Source organism: Collimonas arenae, assembly GCF_001584165.1.
In the GTDB taxonomy this organism is placed as follows: Bacteria; Pseudomonadota; Gammaproteobacteria; order Burkholderiales; family Burkholderiaceae_D; genus Collimonas; species Collimonas arenae.
This window is the reverse complement of the sequence record NZ_CP013233.1, coordinates 739,430-759,784: the sequence shown is the minus strand read 5'-3', so window position 1 is coordinate 759,784 and position 20,355 is coordinate 739,430. Positions and strand designations below refer to the sequence as shown.

16 protein-coding genes and 6 pseudogenes are annotated in these 20,355 nt (G+C 56.8%); 8 read left to right on the top strand and 14 right to left on the bottom strand.

Annotation, left to right across the window (positions count from 1 at the left end):
- Positions 1 to 59: 59 nt before the first annotated feature.
- From CAter10_RS03610 to CAter10_RS21760, 6 genes and pseudogenes are all read right to left on the bottom strand, one after another.
- Positions 60 to 2,308: pseudogene (locus tag CAter10_RS03610) on the bottom strand (methyl-accepting chemotaxis protein).
- Between the two features lie 231 nt (positions 2,309 to 2,539).
- Positions 2,540 to 2,773 carry a hypothetical protein gene (locus CAter10_RS23380; RefSeq protein WP_236905490.1) on the bottom strand — a complete coding sequence of 78 codons (234 nt, stop codon included), beginning with the start codon at positions 2,771 to 2,773 and terminating at the stop codon, positions 2,540 to 2,542.
- Entirely contained in the window at positions 2,770 to 3,123 is a 354-nt protein-coding gene (locus CAter10_RS23375; protein WP_236905489.1) for a chemotaxis protein CheW, read from the bottom strand. Before CAter10_RS23375 ends, CAter10_RS23380 begins: the two co-directional genes overlap by 4 nt.
- A gap of 72 nt (positions 3,124 to 3,195) precedes the next feature.
- Complete coding sequence (locus CAter10_RS03600) at positions 3,196 to 3,561, bottom strand: response regulator (RefSeq protein ID WP_061532314.1); 366 nt, start codon at positions 3,559 to 3,561, stop codon at positions 3,196 to 3,198.
- Between the two features lie 58 nt (positions 3,562 to 3,619).
- Positions 3,620 to 4,035, bottom strand: a pseudogene (locus CAter10_RS03595) (response regulator).
- A gap of 162 nt (positions 4,036 to 4,197) precedes the next feature.
- Positions 4,198 to 4,349, bottom strand: a pseudogene (locus tag CAter10_RS21760) (rubredoxin).
- Positions 4,350 to 4,473: 124 nt separating this feature from the next.
- Between CAter10_RS21760 and thiD the strand changes: the two are divergent.
- The gene (thiD, locus tag CAter10_RS03590; RefSeq protein WP_236905487.1) at positions 4,474 to 5,298 is read left to right on the top strand and encodes a bifunctional hydroxymethylpyrimidine kinase/phosphomethylpyrimidine kinase; all 825 of its coding nucleotides are present in this window, start codon (positions 4,474 to 4,476) and stop codon (positions 5,296 to 5,298) included.
- Between the two features lie 81 nt (positions 5,299 to 5,379).
- Positions 5,380 to 6,663 (top strand): glutamate-1-semialdehyde 2,1-aminomutase, encoded by a 1,284-nt coding sequence (hemL, locus tag CAter10_RS03585; RefSeq protein ID WP_061532312.1) that lies wholly within the window; start codon positions 5,380 to 5,382, stop codon positions 6,661 to 6,663.
- A gap of 143 nt (positions 6,664 to 6,806) precedes the next feature.
- On the opposite strand, the pseudogene corA reads toward hemL, so the two are convergent.
- The 8 genes and pseudogenes from corA to mpl form a co-directional block, all read right to left on the bottom strand.
- Positions 6,807 to 7,771, bottom strand: a pseudogene (corA, locus tag CAter10_RS03580) (magnesium/cobalt transporter CorA).
- Positions 7,772 to 7,874: 103 nt separating this feature from the next.
- Entirely contained in the window at positions 7,875 to 8,570 is a 696-nt protein-coding gene (gene mtgA, locus CAter10_RS03575; RefSeq protein WP_061532311.1) for a monofunctional biosynthetic peptidoglycan transglycosylase, read from the bottom strand.
- An 86-nt stretch (positions 8,571 to 8,656) separates the two neighbouring features.
- Positions 8,657 to 9,496, bottom strand: a complete 840-nt coding sequence (aroE, locus tag CAter10_RS03570; protein WP_061532310.1) for a shikimate dehydrogenase — start codon at positions 9,494 to 9,496, stop codon at positions 8,657 to 8,659.
- Entirely contained in the window at positions 9,493 to 10,392 is a 900-nt protein-coding gene (locus CAter10_RS03565) for a TonB C-terminal domain-containing protein (protein WP_061532309.1), read from the bottom strand. Before CAter10_RS03565 ends, aroE begins: the two co-directional genes overlap by 4 nt.
- A 96-nt stretch (positions 10,393 to 10,488) precedes the next feature.
- Positions 10,489 to 12,588: a ribonuclease catalytic domain-containing protein gene (locus CAter10_RS03560; protein ID WP_061532308.1), complete on the bottom strand. Its 2,100-nt coding sequence runs from the start codon at positions 12,586 to 12,588 to the stop codon at positions 10,489 to 10,491.
- 90 nt (positions 12,589 to 12,678) lie between these two features.
- Positions 12,679 to 13,341 (bottom strand): chorismate--pyruvate lyase family protein, encoded by a 663-nt coding sequence (locus CAter10_RS03555; RefSeq protein ID WP_082797781.1) that lies wholly within the window; start codon positions 13,339 to 13,341, stop codon positions 12,679 to 12,681.
- Positions 13,341 to 13,940 (bottom strand): YqiA/YcfP family alpha/beta fold hydrolase, encoded by a 600-nt coding sequence (locus CAter10_RS03550; protein WP_061532307.1) that lies wholly within the window; start codon positions 13,938 to 13,940, stop codon positions 13,341 to 13,343. The genes CAter10_RS03555 and CAter10_RS03550 overlap by 1 nt, the downstream gene beginning before the upstream one ends.
- Complete coding sequence (gene mpl / locus CAter10_RS03545) at positions 13,937 to 15,325, bottom strand: UDP-N-acetylmuramate:L-alanyl-gamma-D-glutamyl-meso-diaminopimelate ligase (protein ID WP_082797780.1); 1,389 nt, start codon at positions 15,323 to 15,325, stop codon at positions 13,937 to 13,939. The genes CAter10_RS03550 and mpl overlap by 4 nt, the downstream gene beginning before the upstream one ends.
- 157 nt (positions 15,326 to 15,482) lie before the next feature.
- Here mpl and CAter10_RS03540 point away from each other — a divergent pair.
- From CAter10_RS03540 to prmA, 6 genes and pseudogenes are all read left to right on the top strand, one after another.
- Positions 15,483 to 16,102: pseudogene (locus CAter10_RS03540) on the top strand (hypothetical protein).
- Positions 16,102 to 16,623, top strand: a complete 522-nt coding sequence (locus tag CAter10_RS03535) for a TlpA disulfide reductase family protein (protein WP_061532305.1) — start codon at positions 16,102 to 16,104, stop codon at positions 16,621 to 16,623. The pseudogene CAter10_RS03540 and the gene CAter10_RS03535 overlap by 1 nt, the downstream one beginning before the upstream one ends.
- Before the next feature lie 138 nt (positions 16,624 to 16,761).
- Entirely contained in the window at positions 16,762 to 17,199 is a 438-nt protein-coding gene (gene aroQ, locus CAter10_RS03530; RefSeq protein ID WP_061532304.1) for a type II 3-dehydroquinate dehydratase, read from the top strand.
- Positions 17,200 to 17,349: 150 nt separating this feature from the next.
- Entirely contained in the window at positions 17,350 to 17,820 is a 471-nt protein-coding gene (gene accB / locus CAter10_RS03525) for an acetyl-CoA carboxylase biotin carboxyl carrier protein (RefSeq protein ID WP_061532303.1), read from the top strand.
- 165 nt (positions 17,821 to 17,985) lie between these two features.
- Positions 17,986 to 19,367, top strand: a pseudogene (gene accC / locus CAter10_RS03520) (acetyl-CoA carboxylase biotin carboxylase subunit).
- A 68-nt stretch (positions 19,368 to 19,435) separates the two neighbouring features.
- Positions 19,436 to 20,347, top strand: a complete 912-nt coding sequence (prmA, locus tag CAter10_RS03515) for a 50S ribosomal protein L11 methyltransferase (protein ID WP_061532302.1) — start codon at positions 19,436 to 19,438, stop codon at positions 20,345 to 20,347.
- The last annotated feature ends 8 nt before the right edge of the window (positions 20,348 to 20,355 follow it).

The following is a 20,355-nucleotide window of genomic DNA, read 5'->3' as shown; positions in this document are numbered from 1 at the left end:
GCCAATGCCGTCCCAGCCGGGCTTCGGAAAACGAAGGCCAGCCGGGACGGTGGTACACATTAGTTGGTCACGCGGAAACGCGATACCGAACTCTTCAAATCTTCTGCCAGCTTGGACAGTTCGCGAATCGACAGCGCCGTCTGGCGTGTACCTTCCCGCGTCTTTTCCGTCACCGAAAGAATGTTTTGAATGTTGGTAGCCACGCCGTTTGCCGAGTTGGCCTGCTGCTCGGTAGTGGAGGAAATGCTTTGAATCAGTTCCGCCAATCGGTTCGAAACGCGTCGGATATCCGACAACGCCGCACCGGCGGCATCTGACAGCTTGGCACCTTCGACCACACCCTGGGTCGAACGCTCCATCGCCACCACCGCATCGTGGGTGTCAGTCTGAATGGTACGCACCAGCGCACCAATCTGCTTGGTCGCCGCACCTGAACGTTCCGCCAGGCGCTGAACTTCTTCCGCAACCACCGAGAATCCGCGGCCAGCTTCACCTGCCGATGCCGCCTGGATCGCCGCATTCAGCGCCAGCACGTTGGTCTGTTCGGTAATGTCGGAAATCAGTTCGGTAATTTCGCCAATTTCCTGCGACGACTCACCCAGCCGCTTGATGCGCTTGGAGGTTTCCTGGATGTGTTCGCGGATTTCGTTCATGCCTGAAATCGCGTTTTCCACCGCCTTGGAACCCTCTTCCGCCGCACTAACCGACTGCCGTGCCACCTCAGCCGATTCACTGGCTGACTTGGATACGTCGGTAATCTGGGTCGCCATGTCGAGAACCGCTTGCGTGGTTTCCTGAATATCGCGCGATTGCCGTTGCGACGCCGCCAGCAGTTCGATCGAAATGCTTTGCGCTTGGTCCGACGCCACAGTAACCTGCTGCGCCGTTGCGGTAACCCGTCCGACCAGTCCACGCAACTCTTCCACCGTATAGTTAACCGAGTCGGCAATCGCGCCGGTAATGTCTTCCGACACCGTTGCCTGCACCGTCAAGTCACCATCCGCCACTTCCTGCAATTCGTTCATCAGACGCAAAATCGCAGCCTGGTTCTGGTCATTGGCGTTACTGGCGTCCTCTTCCTGCTTGATCGCCTGCAAGCGCTGTTCTTCCGCTTCCATACGACGTACATCAGCTTCGTGGGTACGACGACGGCCGTCCTGCACCTGTACCCAGGCGATGCCGGCTGCTGCCAGCAGGGTAACCAGCGCGGCCAACAACATCAGCCAGAACCAGATGCTTTGCGTATCCTGCGCGTCGCGATAGGTGTCCTGCAGAGCACTCAGGCGCTGCTTCAGGGTTTCGTTCTCGGTAAAGATCAGCTGTTCCGATTGCTTGGCAGAGACGAAGTTCTGCATGTTGCCCAGAATCGACGCGACCGATTCCTGGTAATCGGCAAAGCTCTTTCCAGTTCAGTCAGTTTGCTGCGCTCTTCTTCGCTCTTGCTGGCCGACAGCCGCAGTACATCGCTGCCGTTCAGGAAGCCGCTAACAATGTCACGGAACGTATTGGTATCCTTACCGAGCAGGAACGCGGTTTCCGGGTTCACACCTTCGGATGTCAGGAATTCATTCGCGCTACGGCCAAGACGCTGGGTCAGCATGACCAGCTGCGAGGATGCTGCGATTTCACGCGGTGTCGCGCCGGTCTGGGTTTTCAGTGTCGAGATCTGTTCCGACAGGTCCAGCAAATTCGGCGAAATGCCGTTCAGTTTTTGCAGTGTCACACCGAAGCTGGTCAATTCCTTTTGCAGCTTCAGGATAGTCTCCGCGGCCTTGTCGGTATTCGACCAGACCTTGCTGACCTCGGCCAGCTTGGAATCCATTTGCGCACTAGGCGCGCCGACGTTATGGCCCTTGTAGTCGCCGCCTTTCATCAGGATGCTCAGATCCTGGTTGAATTCCTTGCGGCTATCAGCCAGCTGCTTAAACGCTTCAGGATTACCCTGAATCGCATTCGGCGTCGCCTTACCGATACGCTGCGAGTGCATCAGCGCGTCACCGGCGATCTGAGTCTGGGTCGAGCTCATCGCCGAGCTCTTGGCGCTCAGCCACAAGAACAGGATGGTCAGCAGCAGGCCAGTGCCAAGTACGATCAGCAACAGGCGAATCTGCTTTTGTTGCGGCAACTTGCCAATCAGCGGCAGCGGCACCGCGTCCGGGCTGGCGATTGCAGCGCCGGCACCGGCGCCAGTTGCAGCTGCAGCAGCGGCGGCAACGCCCGCACTGGCAACATCGGCGACAGATTCTCTGACAGCTTCCCGAGGAGCTGAGGCTGGAGCTGGAGCTGGAGCCGGCGCCGGAGCAGCCATCGGCACGATTGTCGGCGTAGGCAGTTCTGGAATGAAGCGCTCCTCCATGACAGTCTGTTCAGGATCGTGCATCAATGCTTCCAGCGCGAAGCGATCACCAGCTTCTCCCTGCTCTTCCTTGGCCGCCTTCGATAAAGACGGTAGTTTGAATGCCATTACAGAATCTCCTAATTGCAAATTCGCTGCCACCGGATACTGCCGCAATTGCAGCAGTACCTGGGACTCATAAACCTACTTGTAAAAACGAGGGTCTTGCAAGATCCGGGCCATACTCAGTTCGGTCCAGACCTGTGACTCGCTATCGACATAGCGCTTGGCACCGCTGCTGTCTATGGATTCAGCGGGCTGCAAGGTCATCTGGGCCACGTTCCGCAAACCCAGCACGCGCGACACCAGCAAACCGCTGCTAAACGAAAACGTCGGGGCAAACGCCACAATCCGACATTCCTTGTCAATTTGCGTCAAACCTTGCCCCTGGTACCGGGCAAATCGATCACGCTGATCAGGCTACCCCGCACATTGCTCAATCCCAGAAACCAATCGTGGGTCAGCGGCACACGGGAAATCTTGTCGACCGCGACAATTTCGCCAGCCTCTTGCAAATTCAACAACCAGCGGGTCTGTCCGATCAACAAACCTAGCTGGCTTTCCTGCGCCTCAGCGCCACTGCGGGCGGCTTGCATCCGCTCCAGCAAGTGTGACTGGAATTCGCGCAGGCGGGTGCGACGCGAGTCGGCATCGGCAGCAGCCTTATTGACTGGCAGCAGCGACGACGGCGACAATTCGGCGGTCAGGTGCGAGGTTGATTGAGTCATATTGATTGAGCGCTCATGTGACGTGAATCTGGCTGGATTCGGGTCTTGAGAGGCCTCGAATCCAGCGCGCAATTAACCAAGCGCGGCGATTTTTGCCAGCAATTCCTTGGGATCGATCGGCTTGACCAGGTAGTCGCGCGCACCTTGGCGCAAACCCCAGATGCGGTCGGTTTCCAGGCCCTTGCTGCTGCAGATGATGATAGGAATGTCCTTGGTGTCGTCATCGCGGGTAATCGAACGCGTCACCTGGAATCCGTTCTGGCCTGGCATGACCACATCCATCAGGATCAGCTGCGGCTTGTCCGCCTTAATCTTGTCAAGCAGACCCTCGCCGTTTTCTGAAGTCGACACGGAATAGCCGGCCTTCGCCAGGATATCGGTCAGGAAATAACGCTCAGTTGGAGAGTCGTCAACAATAAGAATCTTTTGTATGGCCATTTTTCAACCTCTAGTTACTTCACAGTTACGTCAAATTATTTCAAATCAGTCAACACCATCAGGCATTGACTGCAATCGCGCCGTCGGCTGCCTGGGTGTGCTGACGCACCGCCTTGAGCAGACTGTCCTTGGTAAACGGCTTGGTAAGATATTCGTCGGAACCGACCATGGCGCCACGTGCGCGGTCGAACAAGCCGTCCTTGGACGACAGCATGATTACCGGTGTAGCATGGAATTTGGCGCTTTTCTTGATCAGCGCACAGGTTTGATAACCGTCGAGACGAGGCATCAGGATGTCGCAAAAATCAGCGCCGGCTTATGATCGTTAACTTTCGCCAAGGCGTCGAAACCATCCTCGGCAAGTACAACCTGATAGCCGGCCTGACTCAGGAAAATCTCCGCGGAACGCCGAATTGTGCTGCTATCGTCGATCACCATTACCTTCAGGTTGACGCCGCCAAGTGATGTTGTCATGAAATCGTCTCATTCAATCCAAATAAATCTACGGCGTCACTGTAACAAAGAAAGACATTCCTTAGAACAATGTTTCTTGCAGGGGGAGCTTAAAGTTCAATTTTTTTTGTAACTTTGAACGTTAAGTTAACATTCCCATAAGAAATAAATTGGTATTTTGGATTAAATGGCAACCATTTCAAAATCTTCCTTGCGGGCGCCGCATTCAGGGCAGGTCCAGTTCATCGGCACATCGTCCCATCGCGTGCCCGGCGCAATGCCCTCTTCCGGCAGCCCGCTTCTTCGTCATAGACCCAGCCGCAAATCAGACACATCCAGGTTTTGAACTCTGTCTTGGTAGTTTCGTTATTGCTCACAGCGGTGACCCTTCAATCAAGTAAAATGCAAAGTCAGATATCTTAATCTACCCGCCGTGCAAACCAAACTTCTCCACTCATATTGACATTCGGCGTTGCCGACCCCGTCGGCGCCGCCGGAATTCAGGCCGATCTGGCCACTTTTTCGTCGATGGGCTGCCACGGCCTGTCAGTCATCACGTCGATTCTGATCGGCGACACCGCCCGCATCGAAGACACCCAGCAGATTGACGCTGATTGGGTCGCCGACCAGGCCCGCGTGCTGTTGGAAGACATGCCTGTCGCCGCGTTCAAGGTTGGTGCCGTCGGTAGTATCGAGAGCGTGTCGGTGATCGCCGAAATCGTCTCTGACTATCCGGAAATTCCGCTGATTCTAGACCCTTTTCTGTCGGCCATGCCTGATCAGGGCCAGGATAGCGAAGACCTGATGACCGCCATCCGCGAATTGCTGATCCCGCAAACCACCGTCATGCTGCTGTCTGCAGTGGAATTGGCGCGCCTGGCGGAAACCTGGCGCGAACCGTCGACCGAGGACATGCTGAGCGTGGATGCGATGCGCATCATCGAACTCGGCTGCGAATACCTGTTCGTCACCGGCACCCCAACTTCTGCTGCTGAAATCGGCAACACCTTGTTCAACGACACCGGCGTAGTGCGCGAAGACCAGTGGCCGCGCGTTTCCGGCTCGTTCATCGGCGCCGGCAGCACCTTGTCAGCAGCCATCGCGGCGATGCTGGCGAATGGACTGGACGTGCCGGAAGCAGTCTCTGAAGCGCAGGAATTCACGCTGGCGGCAGTCACGGCTGCGCAACGGCTGGGGATGGGAAAACTGATTCCGGATCGCTATTTCTGGGCGCGTGAAGAAGGACTGCGTGCGGATGATGCGGATGCGGAAAATTCGCCTTGATGTGTCGAGGCTCTTCTGCACCAGCTTGGCCTAGCGCCTGTTAAATACTGTAATGAACATGAAACAAGAAATTAGAATCTTATGAAATCCAACAACGATACCCTCTTCGCCCGCGCACAACTGACTACCCCTGGCGGCGTCAATTCCCCGGTGCGCGCTTTCCGCTCAGTCGGCGGCACGCCACGCTTCATCACGCGCGCCGAAGGCCCGTATTTCTGGGATGCCGACGATCGCCGCTACATCGATTACATCGGCTCCTGGGGACCGGCAATTGTCGGCCATGCGCATCCGACCGTGATCAAGGCAGTACAGGACGCGGCGGCACGCGGCCTCAGCTTCGGCGCACCGACCCAAGGCGAAATTGAGATCGCCGAAGAAATCTGCAAGCTGGTGCCATCAATCGAGCAAGTGCGCCTGGTATCCAGCGGCACTGAAGCGACCATGAGCGCACTGCGCCTGGCGCGCGGTGCCACCGGCCGCGACAAGATCGTCAAGTTTGAAGGCTGCTATCACGGCCACGCCGATTCGCTGCTGGTTAAGGCTGGCAGCGGCCTGCTTACGTTCGGCAACCCGACTTCGGCCGGCGTACCGGAAGATTTCGTCAAGCACACGCTGGTGCTGGACTACAACAACACCGAGCAGCTTGAGGATGCGTTCAAGAACATGGGCGACCAGATCGCCTGCGTGATCGTCGAGCCGGTGGCCGGCAACATGAACCTGGTACGCGCAACGCCGGAATTCCTGCAAACCATGCGCCGCCTGTGCACGCAGTACGGCGCCGTGCTGATTTTCGATGAAGTCATGTGCGGCTTCCGTGTCGCCCTTGGCGGCGCGCAATCACTGTACGGCATTGCTCCCGACATCACGGCGCTGGGCAAGGTCATCGGCGGCGGCTTGCCGGTAGCGGCCTTCGGCGGGCGTGCCGACTTGATGGCGCACATGGCGCCACTCGGTTCGGTGTACCAGGCCGGCACCCTGTCCGGCAATCCGGTGGCGGTAGCGGCGGGCATGAGCACGCTCAAACTGATTCAGGAGCCGGGTTTCTACGACAGATTGGGAGCGCAAACCGAGAAGCTGGTCGGCGGCTTGAACCAGGCAGCAAAAGATGCCGGCGTCACGTTCATCGGCGATGCAATCGGCGGCATGTTTGGTTTGTATTTCGCGGACGCAGTGCCAGGCACTTACGCAGCCGTGATGAAATCCAACAAGGATTTGTTCAACAAATTCTTCCATGCGATGCTGGATGCCGGCGTCTACCTGGCGCCATCGGCATTCGAAGCGGGCTTTGTCTCGGCGCAGCATGACGACGCCGTGATTGAGGCTACCATCGCCGCAGCGCGCAGCGCGTTTGGGCAACTGGCTTAAAATCCGCTCGCTACATGCCGGTCTAGGCGAAGCTGTCATTCCCGCGAACGCCGGAATCCATTTTCACGGCCATCTTCTGCAACTTGGATTCCCGCGTATGCGGGAATGACGTAATCGGAAGGACGGGCTCGTCTATTCGGTTTTCAGTTCAACCAGCCACGTCGACGGAAATACCAGAACGGCGTGATCGCCGAGCACACCATCAGCACCAATGCCAGCGGATAGCCCAGATGCCATTCAAACTCTGGCATGAAGCGGAAGTTCATGCCGTAGATGCTGGCGATCAGTGTCGGCGGCAAGAACGCCACCGAGGCCACCGAGAAAATCTTGATGATCTTGTTCTGGTTGATGTTGATGAAACCGACCGTGGCATCCATCAGGAAGTTGATTTTATCGAACAGAAAAGCAGTGTGACCGTCTAGCGATTCGATGTCGCGCAGAATCTGCCGCGCATCTTCGAACTGGTCCACGCTCAGCAGGCGGCCGCGCATCAGGAAACTGACAGCGCGCGCGTATCCATCATGTTGCGGCGAATCCGGCCGTTCAAATCTTCCTCGTGCGCCATGGCATTCAACGCTTCAGCGGCGGCCTGATCGGTCAACTTCTTTTGCAGTACGCGCTGGCTCACCTCATCCAGTGTCTTGTACACGCCTTCCAGCGCGTCGGCCGAATACTCGGCGTCGGTCTGGTACAGATCGAGCAGCACATCCTTGTAATCGCCGATCGACCCTGGCCTCGAACGCGCCCGCATCCGCACTAGACGAAACACCGGCAAATCCTCGCCATGCACTGAAAACAGGATATTGCGCGCCAGGATAAAGGCCACGGTAACGGTTGACGAAGGACCATCGTCTTCTTCAAACAGGAAGTCGGTACGCAGATGCAGATCACCGTTTTCTGCCTCGTAATAGCGGGCCGACGCTTCGATGTCCTTGACCTCGTCTTCACCCGGCAAGGTCACGCCATAGATGCTCTTGACCCAGGCTCGTTCCTGATCGTTCGGCTCGGTCAGGTCGACCCATACCGGCTGCACTTTTTCAAGATCACTGTGACTCTCGATGTTGACCTGGTTCAGGCGACCGTTTTGCAATACGAATACATTGATCATGCTTATCTCGCAGACAGATTTTTCAGAGAAGTTGCTCTTCAGTTTTTGCGTCGGGGAAATTCACATTCACTGCAATTTAAACAACTTCTGGCAAGTCCGCATTCTAAGGCAATTCAGCTGATCCCATACGCCGCAAAATCAGCCCAGTGCGTTGCGACAGGTACGCAGAGCCGCGATTCTTGTCGTAGAAGCGCGGCTTCGGCAACATCACCGCGAGCCGCGCAGCCTGGCTGGCGCCGAGGTTGGCGGCGGAAGTTTTATAGTAGTGCTGAGCTGCGGCTTCGGCGCCGAAAACCCCATTGCCCCACTCCACCACGTTCAGATAGATCTCGAAGATGCGCTCTTTATCCATCCAGAATTCAAGCATGTAGGTAATGATCAATTCTTGCCCCTTGCGCAAATAACTGCGCTCGCCGGACAGGAACAGATTTTTCGCCAATTGCTGCGTGATGGTGGAACCGCCGCGTACCACCTTGCCTTTCTTTTCATTTTTTTCGTAGGCCTTCTGCAAGGCGTCCCAATCGACTCCGTCATGTTCGGAGAAATTGGCGTCTTCAGAGGCAATGATCGCGCGTTTCAGGTTGGTAGAGATGCGCGCATAAGGCACCCATTTGAATTGCAGCTGCGCATCCGGCACCGTCTCGCGCAACTCAGAAAGGCGCGCTCGCATGAAGCTGGTGGAACTCGGATTGTGGTCCACCCACCACCAGATCTGTACGAAAAAATAGACTTGCAACAGCAAGATTGCGGCGACCAGCAGCATGCACAAACGCAATATTATTTTGCCCACTGATTTCATTCTTGTTTCCTGCTTGATCGATTGAGGACAAGGTCACTCGGATTGCCTAACTGGCCGTTCTACGGCTGCTCTCTGATGCGTCGCCGCTACGACAACTGCGTGCGCAATGACACAAATACGGCATCCGTTCGCGGACGCACGCCACGCCAGACGAAGAAGGATTCTGCCGCCTGCTCCACCAGCATGCCGAGGCCGTCACGCACCTGCGCACCATGCGCCGCGGCAAATTGCATGAACACCGTCGGCTGCTTGCCGTACATCATGTCGTAGGCCAGCGTTGCCACACCGAACACCTGCGGCGCAATCGGCGGCACGTCAGCCTGCAGGCTGGCCGATGTCGCATTGATTACCAGGTCGAACTGTTGCTGCACATCGGCAAAACCGCAGGCGCTCAGCGCACACTGTTCGGCGAAAGGCTGGAATTGTTGCACCAGTTCGAGTGCTTTGGCCGGCGTGCGGTTGGCAATCACCAGTTGTGCCGGGTGCGATTCCAGCAACGGCAAAATGACGCCGCGCGCAGCGCCGCCGGCGCCCAGCAAAAGAATTTTCTTCCCCTCCAGATCGAAGCCCGCGTTACGCGCAATATCAGTGACCAGGCCGATGCCGTCAGTGTTATCTCCAAGCATGCCGCCGCCATCGAACTTCAGCGTATTGACAGCGCCCGCAGCCTTGGCCCTGGTAGTCAAGGTGGTCGCCAGCGCATAGGCTTCCAGTTTGAATGGCACGGTAACGTTGGCCCCCTTTCCTCCCTGTGCGACGAATTCCTGCACCGCCGCGACGAAGCCATCCAGCGGCGCCAGCAAACGTCCGTAGCGCAGGTCTTGCGCGGTGTCGGCGGCAAAACGGGTGTGGATATCGGGAGATTTGCTGTGTGCAATCGGATTACCGATCACCACATACTCAGCGAATGACGTTGCATCGGTCATTGGTTGCTTCCTCCCATCAGCTGCGCCTCGAGCAAGCCGTCGCGGGTAAATTCAAAAGTCGAGATCACTTCCCATACGTCGTCCTTGCCGCTGCTGCGCATGTTCTCAGGAAAGCGACCAAACGGCGCCGAGCGTTCGATGATCTTCAAGGTTGCGCTATCCAGATCGGGATTGCCCGAACCACGTTCGATACGGGCTCCGCCTTCCTTGGTGTAAATCGAACCGTCCTGGTAGATCGGGATGTACACCACCAGCTTCCCGTACAGGTTGCGGCCATTCTTTTTCGGAAAATTCAGCGTGCCCAGTTTTTCGACGCGGTCCTGGAACGCCTTGTAGTAAGCCGCATAACCAACTGCACGCGTGCTCGGCGTGATCTGTGTCTTCTTCGGCCGCTTGTTGTAATCGTCGATGTTCTTGGCGATCTCCGCTTCCTTGCGGGCGATCGCCTTGGCGCTTTCAACCAGGTCGCTGCCGTTCGGCTGCGGCGTATTGTCGCTGGCCTTGTCTTGCACGCTCATGGCCGGCAACTTCAGCGGCGTTTCCTTGCGCATCTGCGCCAACATCTGTTGCTGCTGCTGCTCCAGCTGTTCAATGCGGCGCTTGGCGGCCATCACGTTGTCGCCATCCTCCGATTTGCGCAGATCCGGTAGCGGCGACTTGGCGCGCCCGGCATCGGCATTGCCACCGCCGTCCAGGTTGGCTTGCGCCAGCGCCTCCGGCTTGACCGGCCTGGTGCTGTGTTTGGCGTTGACCAGAATCACTTCCAGCAGGGGATCGGTCGGCTTCAGTTTGAACGCGTCGGCGCCGGTAAAGCGCACCGCCAGCAACGCGGCGTGCGCGACGACTGACGCCACAATGGCGCCGACCAGGATTCGATTTTGAAAAATGGATTTCACGCGTGAGCCACAAGTCGCTATAAGGAAGAAAGGGATTCTACGACAAAGCGACATTCCAACGGGAAATTTACAGTCGCTTCATCGCTTGTCGCGGATTCAATCAGCCTGTGGCTTGGCTTCTTGAACAATGCTCTCGTCATCAACTGACTGCCGGGCTTCTGCAGATGCGCCCACCTCGCCCGCCTGATCTGGCGTCGGCACTTCCACTGTTTCGTGCGGCATGTCCATTGCCGCATCCAACTCCTCAGCAATCTCTTCATCCTCTGCCTCATCCAGCTGCTGCGCATCGGCGCTCGGCGCCGCGCACACTTCCAGCAGACGCGCCTCAACCGTCAGGTCAACTTCGTCCCACCGCAGGATATCCAGCTTGACCTGGGTGCCGCGTGCCAGCTGTTGCATGCCTGGCAATTTGATAATCAGCGGGATCGCCGCCAATCGCAGTATCTCGTCTTTCAGCACCGCTGCCTCGACCTGACGTGCCTGCTCCTGTTCCAACCAGCGCAAACACCAGTAGCGCTCCATGTTCGACTGGAAATCGCCGTAGCCCGAATAAGCCGCGTCAAAGCCGGAGACGATCGCAAACAGATCGGCATCGCGCGGCTTGAACGGTGCTACCAGCGGCGCCGCAACACCACCTTCGATGCATGCCAGGATCTGCCATTGGTTGACCAGGTCGGTATAGCGGCGCAATGGCGAAGTGCTCCACGCATATTGATCCACACCCAGGCCTTGGTGCGGCGCTGCATGCGTGACCATGCGCACCTGCATCTTGGCAGCCCAGCCACCGCTACCACCGCCCTGCGCCCGATAAATGCCCGGTACGCCATGATCCGACATCAACTTGCCCCAGCTGCTGTTGGCAAAAATCATCAGCTCGGCGACGATCTTGTCGAGTGGCGCGCCGCGCTTGCGGCGAGCGATGGTGACGACATCGTCTTCCACATAGAAATTGAAATCGACCCGGTTGTTTTGCTCTGGCCGCAGACCGAAACTTTCGCGCTTGGCCATACGGCCTTGCTCCAGCACTTGTATCCATTTCCACAACACTGCGATATCGGCCTTGTGCGGATAGTCACCGGCATCGTTGGCGAGGTTCTCTTCGGTCACCAGTTCGTCGAGCGTGTTGTGGCGCAGGTTGGCCGAAATCGGCACCAGTTCGGCGCGGCTTTCCGTGCTGATCACGCTCCAGTCCTGCGGATTGAGAGTGGCGTACAGCGACAGCGCCGGACAGTTCTTGCCTTCCGCCAGCGTGAAGGCCTCGACCAGTTCATCCGGTAACATGGTGATCTTGTCTCCCGGCATATACACGGTCGACATGCGCTGGCGCGCAATAGCATCCAGCGCATCGCCGCGCTTGATGCCCAGGCCCGGCGCCGCGATGTGAATGCCGACCCGGATATTGCCATCGGCCAGCGTCTGTACCGACAACGCATCGTCGATTTCGGTAGTGGTCACATCGTCGATGGAGAAGGCCTGCACCGCCGCCAGCGGCAACTCTGCTACTGTCGGGATAGTGATCTTGGGGAAACCGGCGCCCTTGGGGAAAAACTCCAGCAGGAATTTCGACAGATGCAATTGCTTCGCCGACGCAATCCCGCCAACCTTCAGCATCAGGCGTTGCGGCGACGTCTGCAATTCATTGCAAGCGGCGTCCAGCGCCTTATATTCAATGCTGTTCTTATCCGGCTTGAATAGCAATTGCAGCACCAGCGGCTTCATCACGTCCGGCAACTCGCCAGCCTTGAGCTGCTCCACGTATTGCGCCTGGATCAAGCCCTGCTGTTTCTTTTTCTCAATCCCGGCCTGCGCTGCCCTGAGCGACGCTTCCGGCGCTGCCTTGTAGCGCCCCCGGCCCTTTTTATAGAAATAAATCGGCGCCGTGTGCAAGCTCAGCAACAAACCGGCGGCTTCCGCAGGCAGCGGCGCATGGCCGAAATATTCTGCGCCCAGTTCGGTAAATCCGAACTCTTCCTGGCCAGCGACTTCCCACAGGAAATCCAGCTCAATCTCCTGCGCGATGCGTTGCGCCTCTTCCAGCAATTCCTGCGGTGACGGTGCACTGTATTGCAGCAGCACGTCCTTGGATTTGACCTTGCTGCGCTTGCCCGTTGGCAGTTCTACCTGATAGGCCTCGCCTTGCTGCGACAGTACGACACCTGCTTTAAAGTCGCCGGACTCTTCGAAAAATAGATTCATTGCATGCTTTACGTGTGGATTTCTGATGATACCGCTGTCAGCGCAGTGTGCTTACTTGTTTATCTCACTGCTTGCAGAATTACTTACTGATTACTTAACAGCGCCAAATGATAGTGGATGGAAGGCCGGAGGAACGTGCCGGGATGAATCACCGGCAACGGCTGCTGCGGAAAACACCATTTTCAGGTCGGGCCGCACCCGTCGCAGTTCGTCGATTTCTGGAAAAAACACCTCCGTCACCAACATCACGCCGGTTTTACGGCGAAAGGCCGAACGCCTGGCCCATAAGGGAAAGGCGAAACGGTCTACCCCGACCGCAGTACACATGCGCCGCACCAAAGGATGGCTGCTGTACAAACGGGCAAATTGCAACTGGCCGCGCGCCACCAGCGGATCGCCGAATAGCGTCGTACCGAGTGAGCGCTCACCCAAGGTGCTGAAAAACGGCCATTCTGTCGTCGTCGCATCGAGCGCCACCACGGTATGTCCCAGTACCATCGGGCGGCCGTCGCAACGCAGCAGGACATCCCGTTCCTGTACCTGCAGACGGCGCGGCAGCGCAATTTCCCGCCATTCATCAGCCAGGCACATGGCGCGCTGCTGACGCAGGCGCTGTACCCGGAATTGCTGGCAATGCGCCATCAGCTTGTAGGTCAGCGAAGCCCGATCGGTCAGCCAGTCGCGCATATTGTCCGATGGATGAACGCCATTCGCGTGCTCATGCCATTTGGCAAAGGTATGGGAACGCGGCATCAGAGGCCCGATCCGGCCGCGCCGGCAGTCAGCGGGATGCCACAAAATGCCAGCACCGCATCAGCATAATCGGCGAATTCGCTAATGCCGTGGTCACTCCCCTCGATCACCACTTGCCTGGCCTGCGGATAATGGCCGACCATCTCTCGCCAATCGAGCACTTCGTCGCCGGTTGCGGCGATCAGGAAATAGCGCTCAGGCCGTGTAATGTGGTCAATTTGCAAGGCCTGCAATTCTGCGATGTACTCGCGTTTGAATTCAAACGGCTCGTCGGAGTGATATTGGGTGCTGACGCCGACATATTTTTCCAGATCGCGCGGCGGCTTAACCGCCGGATTCAGCAGGACCGCGCGACAACCGATCTGCTCGGCCAGCCAGGTGGCATAGTAACCGCCCAGCGACGAACCGATCAGGGTCAGGTCGGCCGGCTTGCAATCCTTGATGCAGTCTTGCGCCAGGCCGATCGCAGCGGCCGGCGACGCCGGTAACTGTGGACACAGATAGTTATCCGCACGTCCCAGCTGTTGCATGCGTTCGGCCAGCAGGCGCGCCTTGAAAGATTGCGGCGATGAGCGGAAGCCGTGCAGATATAGAATCATTGCAATCCAGACAAGGCCGCCAGGATTTTCTGATGGACGCCACCGAAACCGCCATTGCTCATTACCAGCACCTGGTCACCCGGCTTGGCGGCCTTGGCAATCGCCACCACCAATTGTTCGAGATCATCGTAAGCACTCGCTTTGTCGCCAAGCGGCTGCAACGCCTCACCCAGGTTCCAATCGAGCGCTTCCTTGCCTGTGCCTTTGGCGCCGTAGCCGAACACCAGGTCGGCTTCGCCCAAACTACCAGGCAGCGCATCTTTCATGGCGCCCAGCTTCATCGTATTTGAACGCGGCTCCAGCACCGCCAGGATGCGCGCCTTGCCCACCTTCTTGCGCAAGCCCGCCACCGTCGTGGCAATGGCGGTCGGATGGTGGGCAAAATCGTCATACACCGCGATATCGCGCACCGTGCCGCGCAACTCCATGCGGCGCTTGACGTTTTCAAACTTGCCCAGTGCAGCAATCGCCTGCGCCGTGGGCACACCAACATGACGGGCAGCGGCAATGGCCGCCAGCGCATTCATGCGATTGTGCTCTCCACTCAACTGCCATTGCACGACGCCCTGCAACTCGCCATTGAAGCTCACTTCAAAGTCGTCATTATCCAGGGTATGGAGCGACCAGCCTTGCTGATCGCCGCCAAACATTTCCTTTTCGCTCCAGCAACCGCGTTGCAACACCCGTTGCAACGCCGGCTCGCGGGCATTCACAACCAGGCGGCCGACACCGGGGACGGTGCGGACCAGATGATGGAACTGCGTTTCGATCGCCGCCAGCTCAGGAAAGATATCGGCGTGATCGTATTCCAGGTTATTCAGAATCGCTGTCTTGGCGTGATAGTGGACAAACTTGCTGCGCTTGTCGAAGAATGCGGTGTCGTATTCATCGGCTTCGATCACGAAGAACGACGATGCCGCAGCATCAGCCTTGCCCGACAGTCTGGCCGATATGCCGAAATTCATCGGTACGCCGCCGATCAGGAAACCCGGATCGTAACCGGCGTCTTCCAGAATCCAGGCCAGCATCGCAGAAGTCGTGGTCTTGCCATGTGTGCCAGCCACCGCCAGGACCCATTTATCGCGCAGGATATGCTCGCCGATCCATTGCGGCCCCGAGACATACGGCAAACCGCGGTTCAGTATCTCTTCCATCAAGGGATTACCGCGCGAGACGACATTGCCGATCACGAACAAGTCCGGCTGCAGGTTTATCTGTTCCGGGCCGAAACCCTGGATCAGTTCGATGCCTTGGGCCTCAAGCTGGGTGCTCATCGGCGGGTACACATTGGCATCGCAGCCGGTCACTTTATGTCCGGCCCGTTTAGCCAACACCGCCAAACCGCCCATAAAGGTGCCGCAAATACCAAGGATATGAATATGCATTCTTGAGTTTCACTATTCTACTAAGAGGAATACCGTGATTTTACCTGAGCGGCCGGTTTGACCGATAAACTGACGCCTAGATTTTTTCCGGGCGACTTCGGCCCCTCGATTACGACGGAATGGCACGTTAACTCAAAATCGCTTTATGATCCCGCTCATGGCATCCAATCTCTCTCCTGAACTAGAACAACTGCGCGCGGAAATTGCCGCAACGGCGGCACGCATGATCGCGGAAGACGGCGCCGATTACGGCACCGCAAAACGCAAAGCCGTCAAAATGTGCCTGGGCAACAAACGGGTTCGCGGTGAATTCCTGCCCGATAACGCCCAGATCGAAGAAGAAGTGCGCATCTATAATGATTTATTCTTCGGCGACACCCAACCTGGACGACTATTGCATTTGCGGCAACTCGCTGTCGAAATGATGGGCGAACTGGCACAATTTAATCCCTACCTTACTGGCGCCGTCCTCAACGGCACAGCTAGCCAGCATTCGGACATTCATCTGCATTTGTTTGTCGATAGCCCGAAAGATGTCGAAATTTTCCTTTTTAACAAGAATGTACAGTTTGAACTGTCAACCAGCCCCCCCTTAAAAGCGGCGGTAATAACGACCCGGTAGAAACGGTGAGTTTTATGTATAAAAAGGAAGGTATACATTTAACCCTATATGAAACTGATGATTTGCGAGGTAGTATCAGGGCCGCGTCAGGCAAGCGGGCAGAACGTGCCGACCTGAATGCCGTACGCCTGTTAATCAATCAAGAAGAAGATTAATGAAACGAAATATTTTGATATTTGTGCCGATTGCGATTCTATTTTGCGCTATCGGCATTTATTTTGGCGCACAACGCCATACGCCCGCGGCGCCGGAAAACGCCGCCGTCGCCAGTTTGTTTACGCAATCGATGCCCGATGCGAGCGGCAAAGCGAGCTCGCTCGCACAATGGCAAGGCAAACCGCTGATTGTTAATTTTTGGGCAACCTGGTGTGCACCTTGTGTTGAAGAGATGCCGGAATTGAATGCCTTGCAAGCGGAAATAGCTTCCAAGAACATTCAAATTATCGGGATTGGCATCGATTCCCAAGACAACATCGCCCAATTTGCCGAGAAATACAAGATTTCCTATCCTCTATATGTGGCCGGCAGCGGTGCCACGGCGTTATTGCGCCAGTTCGGCAACCAGGCGGGCGGGCTGCCGTTCACGGTCTTGATTGGCCGTGATGGGGCGGTGAAAAAGGTATATTTGGGCAGTATTAAATTCGATGAAATACGCAAGGACTTGGCATTGCTTTAAGTATTATTAAGCATTAATTTCGCAAAAAGAAATTTAACAAATCCACACCGAAATTTCACAGAAACAATTTTTCCCTTGCCAGTCAACGTCATTTGACGGCAAAATGCGCCCATCGTCGTCAAACGGAGCACTATCTCCATGGCAAAAAATATACTTCTACTCAATGGACCCAACCTGAATCTGCTGGGTACACGTGAGCCAGAAGTCTACGGTTCGACTTCGCTGGCCGATGTCGAGCAGGCAGCACAAGCCCAGGCGGCAGCAACCGGCGCCCGGCTGGAGTGCTTCCAAAGCAATCACGAAGGCGCGCTGATAGACCGCATCCACGCGGCCAAGGCAGAAGGCGTCGACGCGATTGTGATCAACCCTGGCGGTCTCACGCATACCAGTGTAGCCTTGCGCGACGCACTGGCGGGAGTCGCTATCCGTTTTGTGGAAATCCATATCTCGAATATCCACCAGCGAGAAGCTTTCCGGCATCACTCCTATCTGTCGGATGTGGCTGTTGGAGTCATTTGCGGTTTGGGCGTGGACGGTTATCGCGCCGCCGTTGATTTTGCGATTAAGAAACTCTAGTTGAACTCTCGTTGTTATTGATGCTTTGCCGCGGCGGATCTTGCGTGCTTGCAAGCAGCTTGCAACTTCGCAGATCCGACTGCTAAAAAACGAAAATTGCTTTAAATTTTCACTATTTATAGAACACACATATTCTCTGAAGGATTGCATATGGATTTGAGAAAACTCAAGACGCTGATCGACCTGGTCGCTGAATCGGACATCGAAGAGCTGGAAGTGACCGAAGGCGAAAGCAAGGTCCGTATCGTCAAATCATCTGCATCCCCGCAGAACCAGGTTGTCATGATGCAACCGCAGGCGCAACAGCAGCCAGCACAGTTCCAGGTAGCACCAGCTGCCGCGGCAGCTCCAGTCGCAGCACCGGTTGAAGCGGCAGCGGTACCGGAAGGCCACATCGTCAAATCGCCGATGGTCGGCACCTTCTACCGTTCGTCGGCTCCCGGCACGCCACCGTTTGTCGAAGTCGGTTCGGAAATCAAGGAAGGCGGCACATTGTGCATCATCGAAGCAATGAAACTGCTCAATGAAATCGAAGCCGACGCTTCGGGCGTTGTGAAGAAGATCCTGGTGGAAAATGGCCAGCCGGTCGAATTCGGCCAACCACTGTTTATCATTGGCTAATATTTATCCGGCGTCATCGGGCTTCCCCGGTGGCGCCATTCTGGTTGCCAATGCAGGGCCATCCGGTTCGCTTGCAACGTCTCACGCAGCGCACCGCAGCTCGCCCGTATTGCCAGCCCAATGCTTGATAACGCTTGACTCTTAGCGACGCACATACCATTTACTATGTTTGAAAAAATCCTTATTGCCAATCGCGGCGAAATTGCCTTGCGCATTCAACGCGCCTGCCGTGAAATGGGCATCAAAACCGTGATGGTCCATTCCGAAGCCGATCGCGACGCCAAATACGTGAAACTGGCTGACGAATCGGTTTGTATCGGACCGGCGCCATCCAGCCTGAGCTACCTCAACATGCCGGCCATCATCAGCGCGGCAGAAGTGACTGACGCCGAGGCGATCCATCCCGGTTATGGATTCCTGTCCGAGAATGCCGACTTCGCCGAGCGCGTCGAGCAATCCGGCTTCGTCTTCATCGGCCCGCGTCCGGCCAACATCCGTCTGATGGGCGATAAGGTTTCGGCTAAGCAAGCCATGATTCGCGCCGGCGTGCCATGCGTCCCCGGTTCGGAAGGCGCATTGCCGGATGATCCGAAGGAAATCGTCAAGATCGCCCGCAAGATCGGCTATCCGGTCATCATCAAGGCTGCCGGCGGTGGCGGCGGGCGTGGTATGCGTGTGGTGCACACTGAAGCTGCGCTGGCCAATGCCGTGACCATGACAAAAACGGAAGCCGGCGCTGCATTCGGCAATCCGGAAGTCTATATGGAGAAGTACCTGGAAAATCCGCGTCACGTGGAAATCCAGATCCTCGCCGACCAATTCAAGAACGCTGTCTGGCTGGGCGAACGTGATTGCTCGATGCAACGCCGCCACCAGAAAGTGATTGAAGAAGCGCCAGCGCCGGGCATTCCGCGCAAGATCATCGAGAAGATCGGCGATCGTTGCGCCGAAGCCTGCCGCAAGATGGATTATCGCGGCGCCGGCACGTTTGAATTCCTGTATGAAAACGGCGAGTTTTACTTCATCGAAATGAACACCCGGGTTCAGGTTGAGCACCCGATCACCGAGATGATCACCGGCATCGACATCGTGCAGGAGCAGATCCGCATCGCGGCTGGCGAAAAACTGCGCTTCCGTCAACGCGATATCCAGCTCTCCGGCCACGCCATCGAATGCCGTATCAACGCCGAAGATCCATTCAAATTTACGCCATCTCCCGGCAAAATCCTGTCGTGGCATGCCCCTGGCGGCCCTGGCATCCGGGTTGATTCGCATGCCTACGCCGGGTACTTCGTGCCGCCGCATTACGATTCGATGGTCGGCAAGGTGATTTCCTACGGTGCCAATCGCGAACAAGCAATCAAGCGCATGCAGATCGCGCTGTCGGAAATGGTGGTCGAGGGTATCCAGACCAACATCCAGCTGCACCGCGAACTGATGATCGACGCCCGTTTCATTGAAGCGGCACCAACATCCATTATCTTGAGCATAAACTGGCGGAACGTCCGGTTGTGGCCAAGGAAACGGATAAAGCAGTCAAGAAATAAAAGCGGCGGCGGGCTTTCATGCCGCGCCGACGCTCCAACAAGCACACGAACAGTAATTAAGGCATCAGATGAGCTGGACCGAAATTGTTATTGAAGTGCCACTAACCGACGCCGAGAATCTGTCCGATGCGTTGATGGAGGCTGGCGCACTGTCGGTATCGGTGGAAGACGCCGACGAAGGCACGCCGTCCGAACAACCGCTGTTTGGCGAACCCGGCATGGAGCCAAAGGAAGCAGCATGGCAACGCAGCCGTGTGGTGGTCCTGGCCGAAGTCGATGCCGATCATGCGGCCATCGTCAGCGCTGCGGCCGAAGCCTGCGGCGTGCCTGTTCCACCTTATTCCTTGCGTCCGGTCGCAGCACAGGACTGGGTGCGATTGACCCAATCCCAATTTGATCCGATTCACATCGGCAAGAATATCTGGGTCGTGCCGAGCTGGCACGACGCACCGGATGCCAACGGCCTGATCCTGGAACTCGATCCGGGCCTGGCGTTTGGCACCGGCAGCCATCCAACCACCCGCCTGTGCATGGAATGGCTGGAAATCAACGTACCGGCGCAACAGCCGCAATCGCTGCTCGATTACGGCTGCGGTTCCGGCATCCTTGCCATGGTTGCCAAGAAACTCGACTGCCCAACCGTGATTGGCGTCGACATTGATCCGCATGCGATCGATGCCGCTCGCTACAACAGCGAACGCAATCACTGCAGTGTCGACTATTATCTGCCGGAAGATTTCAGCACAAGTACCAGTGTGCAGGTATTCGATGCCGTGGTAGCCAACATTCTGTCCGGCCCGCTCAAGCTGATGGCGCCAATGCTGTGCAGTCGCATCGCTGCTGGCGGCAGCCTCACCCTGTCCGGCGTACTCGCGACGCAGGCTGACGACGTCATTGCCGCCTATGCACAGTGGATTCCACTGACAGTATGGGCCGAGCACGACGGCTGGGTTGCCCTCTCCGGAAAACTGAAGGCATAAGCGACACA